This window comes from Trichocoleus sp. FACHB-6 (genome assembly GCF_014695815.1).
GTDB lineage: Bacteria > Cyanobacteriota > Cyanobacteriia > Cyanobacteriales > FACHB-T130 > Funiculus > Funiculus sociatus.
Genome location: NZ_JACJOY010000116.1, coordinates 1 through 12,133 on the forward strand (window position 1 = coordinate 1; position 12,133 = coordinate 12,133).

The window sequence follows — 12,133 nt, forward strand, 5'->3', positions numbered from 1 at the left end:
AATTACTGGGGTAAGCTTTACTCATAACGCTCTCTCAGTGCTGTGTACTACATATTCGCAGCTTACACTGAGTGAGCTTTTTTGCTATCTAACCGACTTTTAAAACATCCTCTTAGGGACATGGCATTGCCATGTCCCTACAGATGTATCGTCGCACCAGTTAAAATTGACCTGCTAAGGCTGGAATGCAGCGTTCGCAAAGTAGGGGATGTTCGGTTGATTCGCCGACCTGAAGGGAGTAATTCCAACAGCGATCGCATTTTTCCCCATCTGCTTTAACCACGCCAATTCCTATCCCATCTGACTGCAAACTGTACTTTAAACCCTGCAAAGCGTCCGCAGAATCCAGCAGTTCTACCTGAGAAGTAATAAACAGGTAACGTAACTCATCCACACCATTGTGTGTGCTGAGGACTGAGTTAGGATTCAAATCTTGCAGTAAAGAGCGAAATTCAGCATTCGGGATGTAGAGTAAAACTTTGGCTTCCAAGGAAGAACCAATCATTTTTTCGGCGCGTGCTTGTTCCATCACCTTGTTAACTTCGGTGCGAATTTGCCGCAACTGTAGCCAGAATGGTGCCATTTCTGGCTTGTGCCATTGCTCGTCTAATTTTACCCAACCTGCTTCAAACACAGAATTGTAAGGTGTGGGATAGGGGATATATTGCCAGATATCTTCCGCCATGTGACAGACAACGGGCGCGATCGCTCGTGCTAAATTCTCTACAGCCACAGCCAGCACTGTCTGAGTGCTGCGACGGCGGAAAGAATCCGGGGCGCTGATATAGAGCCTATCTTTGGCAATATCTAGATAGAAGTTAGACAAGTCAACTACGCAGAAATTCTGCACTGTTTGGAAAAAGCGGAAAAACTGGAAACTCTCAAACGCTTGCGTCACCTCAGCGAATACTTCCGTCATTCGGTGCAGCATATAGCGGTCGAGTTCCGGCAACTGCTCGTAAGGAACTGCATCCTTCGCAGGGTCGAAATCATGCAAATTCCCCAACAAGAAACGCGCCGTATTGCGAATCTTGTTTCTCACATCTCCCAACTGCTTGAGGATGCTTTTGCTAATCGGGACATCTGAGGTGTAGTCTACCGAGGACACCCACAGACGCAAGACATCAGCACCATAGGGAGGATCATCTTTTTGATTTTTGCCGCCTTCGATGACCATTGCTGGATCGACAACATTACCCAGCGATTTGCTCATCTTCATACCCTTTTCATCCAGAGTAAAACCGTGAGTGAGGACGGTTTTGTAGGGTGCGATGCCGTTAGTTGCCACACTGGTTAAGAGGCTGGACTGGAACCAACCGCGATGCTGATCCGAACCTTCCAGATATATATCTGCGGGATAGCGCAATTCCGGGCGTTGACTTAGTACAGCTGCCCAAGAAGAACCGGAGTCAAACCAGACATCCATTGTATCGGTGCCTTTGCGGTAAGACTTGCCATTATTGCGGTATGTTTCTGGCAACAACTCCTCTACTGACGTTTCCCACCAAGCATCAGAACCCTTCTGGGCAATAATTGCCTGAACGTGGGCGATAGATTCTTCGTTTAGCAGGGGTTCGCCCGTCTCCTCGTCGTAGAAGACGGGAATTGGGACACCCCAGCTGCGCTGACGGGAGATGCACCAATCGGAACGATCTGCAACCATTGGCGTGATGCGGTTTTGACCAACTGCGGGAATCCATCTTACGGATGCGATCGCTTTGAGCGCCTCCTCCCGAAATCCCTCCACAGAAGCAAACCACTGTTCTGTCGCCCGGAAAATCGTCGGCTTTTGCGTCCGCCAATCGTAAGGATACTTGTGGACATAGGGTTCCTCCTTCAGCAACGAACCCACTCCCACCAGAGCATCAATCACCGCTTGATTGGCATCACCAAGGACATTTAATCCCGCAAACTGTCCCGCCTCCTCGGTAAATTTCCCATCGGCATCAACCGGAGACAAAATGGGCAAATTATAACGCTGACCCACCAAGTAGTCATCTTGACCATGACCAGGGGCAGTATGTACCAAACCAGTTCCAGACTCAGTTGTGACGTAATCCCCCCCAATTACAACCGGGCTTTCGCGGTCAAATAGGGGATGGCGGTAGGTGGAATACTCCAAATCCTTACCCATAACTGTCGCTTTTACGGTCAGCTGAGTACCAAACGTAGCAGATAATCGCTCAACCAAATCAGCAGCGACGATCAAGTATTTCCAGCCAATAGCAGATTGCGACTCAACTTCAACCACCGCATAAGTTAAGTCTGGATTTAAACTGACAGCCAAGTTAGCGGGAATCGTCCAAGGTGTCGTCGTCCAGATAGCTACACCCAAATCCGGCAAAAACTCTCCCAGCGCAGGTTTCACTGCCTCCGAAAGATTCGTCATCCGGAACGCCGCATATAGACTGCGCGAAGTGTGACCTTCCGGATATTCCAACTCTGCCTCAGCCAAAGCCGTTTTAGAACTGGGACTCCAGTGAACGGGTTTCAAACCTCGATAGATGTAACCTTTGAGCATCATTTGACCGAAAACGCCAATCTGAGCCGCCTCATATTCCGGCTTTAGCGTCAGATAAGGGTTTTCCCAGTCGCCCCAGATACCATAGCGCTTGAAGCTTTGGGACTGCTCATCCACAGTCTTGAGAGCAAAGTCTCTGGCTTTGTGGCGGAGTTCCAGAGCAGTGAGATTTTGCCTCTCAGGTTGTTTCATTTTCTGAAGGACTTTCAGCTCAATAGGCAAACCGTGACAATCCCAACCTGGGACGTAGCGAACTTTGCGCCCTTGCAGCAGTTGGTATTTGTTGATGATATCCTTGAGAATTTTATTTAGGGCATGACCAATATGCAACGACCCATTGGCGTAGGGTGGGCCATCGTGCAGAATAAATAACTCGCCGGGATTGTTCTGCGACAAGCGCTCGTAAATTTGCTGTTCTGCCCAAAACTTTTGCAGTTCGGGTTCCCGTTTGATGGCGTTCGCCCGCATATCAAACTGGGTTTTGGGCAGATTAACGGTGTCCTTATAGTTCCCTGTTGCTGTCACAGTTCAATACCGATGAATGGTAGAGTCATATTTCTTCATTATCGGTTACAAGTCCCACGGTCTTCAACTTTTTCTCGTTCCCAGGCTGAGACTGGGAACGCGCTTAGAGAGGCGACCGTCTCCGCCAATCGCTAATAAAACTACACAAGTGAGGCGACCGCCGCACTTACGCGCCGCTTCACTAACACAGCGCTAGTAGGCTAAGTTGAACGATAGTGAAACCCAACAAATGCTTATGGATGTTGGGTTTCGTGCCTCTCTTAACGATAGGAGGGATTGGGGGAGACAAGGGAGATTTGCTTCCTTGTCCCCAGTCCCCAGCCCCCAATCCCTATTCTTAAGTTGGGTTGGGTGGGTTTTCTAAGGGTTGATTAGCTTCTGACGCTAGAGTTTCTTCTGAGGTAGGTGGAGGTGAAGCTGGGATATGCTTCTCTTCGGCATCTTCTATAGCCGCTTCCACCAATTCAGGATCGGGTGGGTGCGGACGAACGAGTTCAAGAGTCTCAGCTTCGGTTGTAGCTGATTCAGTTGCTTCTACAGCTGCTTGGGGTTCCAAGTCATCCAAATCGGTTTCCACCACAGGAGCGGGTGGGTTCGGAAGAACGGGTTCAGGAGCCTCTGATTCGGTTGTGGCTGATTCAGTTGCTTCTACAGATGCTTGGGGTTCCAAGTCATCCAAATCGGTTTGGGGTGCGGCTTCTTGAGCCAGTTCTTCTACAGTGACTTCATCAACTACTTCTTTTCCTGCGATGGAATCTAGCAGTTGAGACTGGGGGGGCGCTGGTGGTACGGGCGGTTGATTGTTATCAGCTACTCGGTTGTCCACCACCGTAACGGGTGATTTTGCTGAGTCAGTGGGTGCTGGGGGTGGGGTGGTTTGGGTGTCTGATTTGCTTTTACCCCCTGTCACTTTACCCACAGTTTCTTTAAGATTTGCGAACAGATTAGTGACTCGCTGCTGTGGGGATATTTTTGTCAGTTCCTGTAACGCCTCTGGGCTAGGTATCGCAGTCTGCTGTGCTGCTGGGGTGAGGGAGCGCCGTAATGTCAGCGTTTCCCAACCCAACCAACCGAGTAGCGCCACGCTAGCTAATTGTCCCAGCAGTACACCGCCTGTGATGCGTCCCGCACACACCCACAAAACCAAGGCGTAGAATAATCCCACACCACTCCAGATAAAGTCATTCTTGCGATGGACTTCAGGGAAAAAGAAAGCTGCTAAGTAAAGGGCGAGGCTACTAACAGCAACAGCGATCGCCAGGATATATGCCAGCATTTTATGGATGCTCCAAAACTTGTGTCTATGATCCAATTTTGCAAGAGAACTGTTGACCTAGATACAAATTGAAATTAAATTAGCTGTTTCAATTTGATGTCTTTTGTACTAAGGGCGCTTTAGTTTTGGCGACTCTTAATATCTTCTTTACGGGAAACCCATAGGATATCGGGATACCCTGAAAGGAACGCAACTGTTCAAAAGCATTGCAGAGTTGAACATTGAATCTTATGACACAGCAGAGCTTTGGTGTAATTGGTTTAGCCGTCATGGGCGAAAACTTGGCGCTAAATGTAGAGCGCAATGGGTTCCCCATCTCCGTCTATAACCGGACGCCAGAAAAAACGGATGCCTTTATGGCCCAGCGGGCGCAGGGAAAAAATGTCCACGCCGCCTATTCAATTGAAGATTTTGTCAAATCTCTGGAACGCCCCCGCAAAATCCTGATCATGGTAAAAGCTGGTGCGCCAGTGGATGCGGTGATTAACCAGCTCAAACCCCTGCTGGATGAGGGCGACATTATTATCGACGGTGGAAACTCCCTGTTTGACGATACCGCTCGTCGCACTCGCGAATTAGAGCCGGAGGGTTTCAGGTTTATCGGGATGGGTGTCAGTGGCGGTGAAGAAGGGGCGCTGAATGGCCCTAGCTTGATGCCGGGAGGCACGAAAAGCTCCTATGAGTATCTAGAGCCAATTTTGACGAAGATTGCGGCTCAGGTGGATGATGGCCCCTGTGTGACCTATATTGGCCCTAGTGGTGCTGGTCACTACGTCAAGATGGTACACAATGGGATTGAGTACGGCGATATGCAGCTGATTGCGGAAGCATACGACTTGCTCAAGAATGCTTTGGGGTTGGATCACCAGCAACTGCACGAGATTTTTGCCGAATGGAACACCACCGATGAACTCAATTCCTACCTAATTGAGATTACGGCGGATATCTTTACTTACATCGATCCAGATATTAATCAGCCTCTGGTTGATAAGATTCTCGATGCGGCTGGGCAAAAAGGTACGGGACGTTGGACTGTTCAGAGTGCGCTGGAGTTGGGGATCTCTATTCCGACTATGACGGCGGCGGTTAATGCCCGGATCATGTCTTCCTTTAAGAAGGAGCGGGTGGCTGCTTCGGAGATTTTAACGGGCCCTAGTGGGAAGTATGAGGGGGACACCAAAACCTTTATTAACCAAATCCGTGATGCTCTCTATTGCTCGAAGATTTGCTCTTACGCTCAGGGTATGGCGCTATTGAGTTCAGCGTCAAAGGCTTATTCCTATGACCTGAATTTGAGCGAAACTGCCCGGATTTGGAAGGGTGGTTGTATTATTCGAGCTGGGTTCTTGAATAAGATTAAATCTGCTTTCAAGGAAAATCCAGAGTTGCCTAATTTGCTTTTGGCTCCTGAATTTAAGCAGACAATTTTGGATCGCCAGGACGCTTGGAGGGAAGTGTTGTCGCAGTCGGCGAAGCTGGGGATTCCAGTTCCGGCGTTCAGTGCGTCGCTGGATTATTTTGATAGTTATCGACGCGATCGCTTGCCACAAAATCTCACCCAAGCTCAGCGCGATTACTTCGGCGCTCACACCTACGAGCGTATTGACAAAGAAGGCTTCTTCCACACCGAATGGACGACGCTTGACGAGGAAACTTTACAAACCTCGACACCTGTACCCCTTCAAGCTCAAGATCCTGCGGTAGTTTTAGCCGCCCCGGACGCTCCGGAATAGAAAAGTAGAAAAAAAATAGGGTAGGTTTTTACCTACCCTATTTTTTTTTTTCAGCTTTAAGCAGGTGGAAATAGCAAAATATTCTGTAGCGTCTTCATATTTTTATATCGTCCGAAAATTTTGCACCTAGTAATTTTAAAATTGGGAACTACTATACCAATCCTAATTTATTTATAAATCTTTTCTCTTATTCTGGATTTTAGAGTGCCTCGCCGTTTCCTTTTAAAAAGTAGCTTTAGAAACTAAAATTGCTATACTTTTTGCAATTGCATTTTTATAAATTTCAACTGCGTACCTGCTATGCTTAACAAAGCCAATATCTAGTTTGTAGTGTCCTGACTTTAAAAAGGTTTGAAAAGTGCTTTTTAAAATGTTATAATCTGATAGTTTTGATTGTAGTTCTAGGAAAGTGCGATCGCTTGACGCAACACTTCAAAGCGCGTAAGCGTTGTTAAGCTCTCAGCTTATCGCTCACTTTACATTTCCCTGATGCTCGCACTTAAAACCCTGTTCGCGCCACTGTTCTATATCCACATCCGCAAGCCGAGTTACTTGGTTGCATTTGGGTTGGATTACCTGGCTCAATACCGCCCATACTAAGCTACGAGTTACGTCTAATCCTGTCTTGAGAAACGATTCTCGATTGGCAGGAATACCCTGTTCTGGTACGATTTCAGTCTCTACCCAAATCCCATGAGCGCCGCATAAAATTTGCGCGAGCCACTGCGCTCTTGGCAGATGGCTGGCGGAGGTGATTAACTTAATTTTACGGACTCCCCAAGAGCGGAGAATTGGTATCCCAAAATAGAAATTGCTAAAAGTTGATTTTGCACACTTTTCTAGCCAAACTTGCTCAATAGAAGCATTTTCTCTTTGAAAAATTAGCAAGATGCAGGGGTCTTTAGAGCCTTGAGAAATTAAAACCGGTATTCCTGGGTCTTTTTTTACTTGCTGGGCTACGTATATTTCCCTACTAATACTCCCGCCTAAGACAAAATAGGCATCTACTTTAGTTTGTGAGGCAGAGTACAAAGAAAGCATAATGATTAATAACCATCCGCCCAAGATAACGCCTAGAATAGCGATAATGAAGGGTAAAAGCCGTCGAGCGCTTCTGAAGGCAAACTGATGAACTGCGGCACGGTGGGGCTGCTGGTAAGTAAATCTAACTGGGCGGTTCACAATTTATTTGAGTATTTGTTCGGATGAAATTTAGTAATGCTTTACACTACTTTAACTATTAAGACTATTTTGTTGTTCTTTTAGGCTGGCGCCTATTAAACTGAGGTAAGTAAAAAATTAGCAGGAAAGTCGAGTCAAACAAGGCTGTTATCCTGGCTACTAATATGAATAATGAGGACACTGGGCGAACTGGCACAAAATTGATGCAGCCTAGATAATAAACCTGAGTATCTTGGAAATAGTTCGTTTCAGGCGTCACACGGTATCTACAGATTAAACCCCTCTTCAAGCCACTCTTCATGAATCCATCCCCAAAACACTTCTCTCGGCTCCACTTTGCTCTGTTTGGTGGAGCGATCGCAACCACGGCAGCTTTGTCTTTCTTCGGTCCCTCTGTCCGAGCTGCCCTGCAAGAAAGTCCAAAATCGGTTGTCGATGAAGCATGGCAAATTGTCAACCGGGAATATGTTGATGGCACCTTTAATCAGGTGGATTGGCAAGCGACCCGACAAGACCTGCTCTCCAAAAACTACACTACCCGCGAAGAAGCCTACAAGGCTATCCGGGTGGCGCTGGAAAAATTAGAGGATCCTTACACTCGTTTTCTTGATCCCAAACAGTATCAAGCATTGACTAGCCAAACTTCCGGAGAACTGTCTGGCGTAGGTTTGAAGCTGGAACTGGACGAAAAAACCAAGGATCTGACCGTTGTGGAACCGATTGAGAATTCCCCAGCTCTCAAAGCGGGTATCAAGCCGGGAGATAAGATTTTGGCAATTAATGGCAAAACCACAAAGGGGATGAGTGTGGAAGCTGCCGCTAACTTGATCCGGGGCGAAGTTGGGACGAAAGTCACCCTGAAGATATCCAGCGAAGGCAGGGATAAGGATGTGGCATTGACTAGGGCGCAGATTGAACTGGCTGCTGTCCGTTCTTCGGTCAAGCAGGAAGGTAAAATCCGGGTCGGCTATATCCGCTTGAATGAGTTTAGCGCCCACGCCGCAGACCAAATGCGTCGCTCGATTAAGACTCTCAATAACCAGAAGGTGGATGCTTTTGTATTGGATTTGCGGGGTAATCCGGGTGGGTTACTGCACTCCAGCGTAGAAATTGCCCAGATGTGGATGGATAAGGGTGCCATCGTCCGGACAGTAGACCGCAAGGGAGAAAACGAACAATTTATGACAAATGGCAAGTCGTTGACTCAGCTGCCTCTTGCGGTGCTGGTAGATGGCAATTCGGCATCGGCTAGCGAAATTCTCTCTGGGGCGCTGAAGGATAATGGTCGTGCGAAGATTATCGGCTCTCAAACTTTTGGGAAGGCGCTAGTTCAGTCGGTGCATTCTCTGAGCGATGGTTCTGGTTTAGCTGTGACGATTGCTCACTACTACACGCCAAAGGGAACGGATATCAGCCACAAGGGGGTTACTCCTGATGTCAAGATTGACTTGAACGACGACCAGCGCAAGCGTCTTGGCAGTAATCCGACGTTACTGGGAACTCCGGAAGATCCGCAATATGCCCGCGCCATCGCTGAGTTGGAAAATACTAAACTCGCCCAGCCGGGTAAGCCCCAATTACCGCGATCGCTCAGCGTCCGGTAAATTAGGCAATCATGTAAAAGGCAAAAAGTAGAGAGGTTAAATTTAATCTCTCTACTTTTGCTTTTTAGCCTTTAATTTGGTTGACCAAGTGAACAAGCTCTGGCAAAATAAGCTTCTCAATTGCAAGTTTAACGGCGTTGCTGGAACCGGGAACAGAGAAGACCAGCTTGCTTTGATAAACGCCAGCAACAGCGCGAGATGCGATCGCCCGTGAACCAATTTCTTGATAACTCAGAAAGCGGAACAACTCGCCAAAACCAGGCAAAGTTTTTGAGAGTTCGTTCTCTAGAGCATCGTAGGTCGTGTCTCTCGGTGCGATCCCAGTGCCACCATTGAAAATTAAAGCATCTAGATCCGGGCGTTGACCTAGCGTTGCTAGCAGCGCCCGAATTTGCGTAGGTTCATCTTTGAGAAGGGCGTACTCCCCAATTGCGTGACCTGCATTTTGGAGTAACTGCTTAATTAACTGACCGCTAGTATCTGTTTCGGGCGATCGCGTATCGCTAACGGTAATGACAGCGCAAGTTACTGTCATCCCCTTTATATCAGGGTGAGGCAGGTTAGTCATACAAGCAAGAGTTTTGAGTTTTTAATTTCCAACCCTAACTCAAAACTCAAAATCTATTTAGGATTTGCTAAATTCTAAACCATTCTCTTCGGCATACCGCTGCATGAAGCGCATAAAGCGATTCCATTCATCTTCTGACTTCATCAGGTAAACCGCTTGTAAATCTCTAGCTTGACCATTGACAAATATGCCTTTGACTTCTCTGGTCACTATTTCGCCTTCTTCGTCAATCATGTACATCCCGGTGATTTCTTCCGCGCTTTCGCTGTTGAAGGCGTTGGGAGTTTGAAAATAAAACGTCGCAGTACCTTGATTGCCATCCCGCGAACGGGTTAGCTTTACATCCGGTATGACTTCTTCTTTGAGTCCTCTGGCAAACTGAATTTCCGCCATAATGGTACGACTAAATTTTTATAATGGTCAATTTAATATCATCTCATCATTTAGAAGACAACTGCACTGTCTAGCTTCTACTGGCTTGGGCTGATTCCAAAAAGTAGTTGTAGGGTCAATGTGGGATCGGGCAGACCTAACCACTCTCATAACCTCTTGACACCGCCCGATCCCTCTGCTAACGTCAATGGTTAAAGGTATGTAATAAATTTTCAGATTTATAGGTCTTACAAATGTTCAGCAGCAGTTTTTACTTTTATTGGTTTAACGCGGTTCACTGGGAGTGAATCCAATGTCCCCATTGGAACCGCCTGGTGAACCGCAGAGCAAACTCTGCGGTTTTTTTGTTTTTTTCAAGGATTGGATTTTAATCGTGATGACCTATTTCAGTAGCTGGTTTTATGGCTTTTACTTTTGGCCCAGAGCAAATTCCGGGTAAATAGCGTCATGTCGATAAATCGTCCAGCGCCCGGAACTTGCAATCAGGTTCCGGGCTTTTTGTTTTGTCAACATCACATTTTTTTTGTAAGGAGAATCGAACCATGATCAACGCTAAACTTGCCTCACAATCTCACTCTAATCACCAAACCGTTGTCAGACTTTCAGAAAAAGTCAGCTTCGGTGGAGAAGACGTGGTTATTATCGGCGGCCCCTGTACAGTGGAAAGCTTGGATCAGATGGAAACTGTTGCTAGTCATCTCGCCGCCGCACCCGTTCAGGCTTTGCGTGGCGGTGTCTACAAACCCCGCACCTCTCCCTATGCTTTTCAAGGAATGGGAGTAGAAGGATTGCAGATTTTGGCTTCGGTGCGATCGCGTTACTCGATCCCCGTCGTCACAGAAGTCATGTCAATTGGGCAAATAGAAGCTGTTGCGGCTGATGCTGATATGCTGCAAATTGGTAGTCGCAATATGCAAAACTTCGATTTGCTGAAAGCTTTGGGAGAAGCTGGTAAACCAATACTACTTAAGCGTGGGTTAGCTTCTACTATTGAAGAATTTGTCATGGCGGCAGAATATATTTTAAGCCACGGCAATCCGGATGTAGTGCTGTGCGAACGGGGTATCCGCAGTTTCGATAACTATACGCGCAATGTACTGGATTTAGGCGCAGTAGTGGCTTTGAAGCAGATAACGCACTTGCCAGTCATTGTAGATCCTTCTCATGCGGTAGGTAAGCGGGAATTGGTGGCACCTTTGGCGAAGGCTGCGATCGCGTGTGGCGCAGATGGGTTAATTATTGAATGTCATCCAGAACCCGAAAAATCGGTTTCCGATGCCCGTCAGGCGCTTTCTTTAGAAGATATGGTGAGTCTAGTTCACAGCTTAAGACCTGTAGCAGCGGCTGTCGGACGTAATATATCTGAAGTAGGGGCGGGTTTAAAATCTGCCCCAGTTCATTTTTCTGTCAAGACTTGTGAAGCGATCGCTTAATATCATACCCTCTTCCTCTCGTTTCTAGGCTCAGCTTGGGAACGAGGGGAAGAGCGTATTACATAACTTCCTTATTTTTGGTTCTTACTCGCTGATATAGCTCCTCCATCGTTTCAATAAAAGAACTATCTTTCTTCCAAAAAGGCGGGAAATCTCCCTGTTTTTTAATCAAAATCGCTGGCAAACTTGCTGGCGATACTGCTTCAACAGTTTGCGGTAGTCGCTTAGTTCCTAGCCAAAACTCTCTGGGATTTATCTTTTCAGTAATTTGTACTTTTTCTAGGGGAGTATAGTAAGACGCTGAGGTTTCTAAAGGAATTTCTTTCGCCGTAAGTTCGCTGGATAAAACTTGTCCTAAAGGAGATTTTGCCAGTTCTGCTTGCAAGGCTTCTTTAGATAAACCCCTGAGTTCAAATAATAGAAACGGGTTGTGGTCTAATTGGGACGCTACCACGTAGTAAACACCAGCAATGTGTTTACAAGGATTGGCGTAATCTGGACAGGAACAACTGGTTTTAAAGTCTTTTTGGCTGTGGGGTAAGAGATTCAACCCCAAATCAGCAAAAGCCTCTTCAATATTATCAGGAACCTCATTCATCAGCAGCTTAGAAACAAAGCTGGCTTTTGATGAAATATATTTAATTGCTTTCGACCAGTTAGCCTTATCAATTGGTTTAATTTCGATATTAATGCTATATTTTGGCTCTTTATATACTCCAAAATAGGGATTGACTGAACCTCTAACAGTAGCAGTTATTTCGTTTTGGTCAATTTTGTATTTGAGAACTTTTCCATTACTCGCATAGGAACGTCCGCGTCCTAATCTAGCGGAATCGCTGAAAGATTCTAAGGCTAGAATAAAGCGTTTACCCCACCAGGTACGGCTAAATTGCGTCAT

9 protein-coding genes are annotated in these 12,133 nt (G+C 46.7%); 3 read left to right on the top strand and 6 right to left on the bottom strand.

Features of this window, described 5'->3' with window-relative positions; all coding sequences use genetic code 11:
* Positions 1 to 160: 160 nt before the first annotated feature.
* Entirely contained in the window at positions 161 to 3,046 is a 2,886-nt protein-coding gene (ileS, locus tag H6F66_RS23235; RefSeq protein ID WP_190426189.1) for an isoleucine--tRNA ligase, read from the bottom strand.
* 337 nt (positions 3,047 to 3,383) lie between these two features.
* Complete coding sequence (locus H6F66_RS23240; protein ID WP_190426192.1) at positions 3,384 to 4,322, bottom strand: Ycf66 family protein; 939 nt, start codon at positions 4,320 to 4,322, stop codon at positions 3,384 to 3,386.
* Positions 4,323 to 4,552: 230 nt separating this feature from the next.
* On the opposite strand from H6F66_RS23240, the gene gndA reads away from it, so the two are divergent.
* Positions 4,553 to 6,055 (top strand): NADP-dependent phosphogluconate dehydrogenase, encoded by a 1,503-nt coding sequence (gene gndA, locus H6F66_RS23245; protein ID WP_190426194.1) that lies wholly within the window; start codon positions 4,553 to 4,555, stop codon positions 6,053 to 6,055.
* A gap of 471 nt (positions 6,056 to 6,526) precedes the next feature.
* Here gndA and H6F66_RS23250 read toward each other — a convergent pair whose 3' ends face one another.
* A complete protein-coding gene (locus tag H6F66_RS23250; RefSeq protein WP_199295338.1) occupies positions 6,527 to 7,237 on the bottom strand; it encodes a YdcF family protein in 711 nt (236 codons plus the stop codon).
* A gap of 299 nt (positions 7,238 to 7,536) precedes the next feature.
* On the opposite strand from H6F66_RS23250, the gene ctpB reads away from it, so the two are divergent.
* Positions 7,537 to 8,841 carry a carboxyl-terminal processing protease CtpB gene (gene ctpB / locus H6F66_RS23255; protein WP_190426197.1) on the top strand — a complete coding sequence of 435 codons (1,305 nt, stop codon included), beginning with the start codon at positions 7,537 to 7,539 and terminating at the stop codon, positions 8,839 to 8,841.
* Positions 8,842 to 8,905: 64 nt separating this feature from the next.
* Here the strand turns inward: ctpB and H6F66_RS23260 are convergent, their stop codons facing one another.
* A complete protein-coding gene (locus tag H6F66_RS23260) occupies positions 8,906 to 9,409 on the bottom strand; it encodes a MogA/MoaB family molybdenum cofactor biosynthesis protein (RefSeq protein ID WP_190426199.1) in 504 nt (167 codons plus the stop codon).
* 57 nt (positions 9,410 to 9,466) lie between these two features.
* A complete protein-coding gene (gene psb28, locus H6F66_RS23265) occupies positions 9,467 to 9,802 on the bottom strand; it encodes a photosystem II reaction center protein Psb28 (protein ID WP_190426200.1) in 336 nt (111 codons plus the stop codon).
* A gap of 542 nt (positions 9,803 to 10,344) precedes the next feature.
* Here psb28 and aroF point away from each other — a divergent pair.
* Positions 10,345 to 11,235 (top strand): 3-deoxy-7-phosphoheptulonate synthase, encoded by an 891-nt coding sequence (gene aroF / locus H6F66_RS23270; protein ID WP_190426203.1) that lies wholly within the window; start codon positions 10,345 to 10,347, stop codon positions 11,233 to 11,235.
* Between the two features lie 58 nt (positions 11,236 to 11,293).
* Here the strand turns inward: aroF and H6F66_RS23275 are convergent, their stop codons facing one another.
* On the bottom strand, positions 11,294 to 12,133 hold the full coding sequence (locus tag H6F66_RS23275) for an SWIM zinc finger family protein (protein WP_190426207.1): 840 nt from the start codon (positions 12,131 to 12,133) through the stop codon (positions 11,294 to 11,296).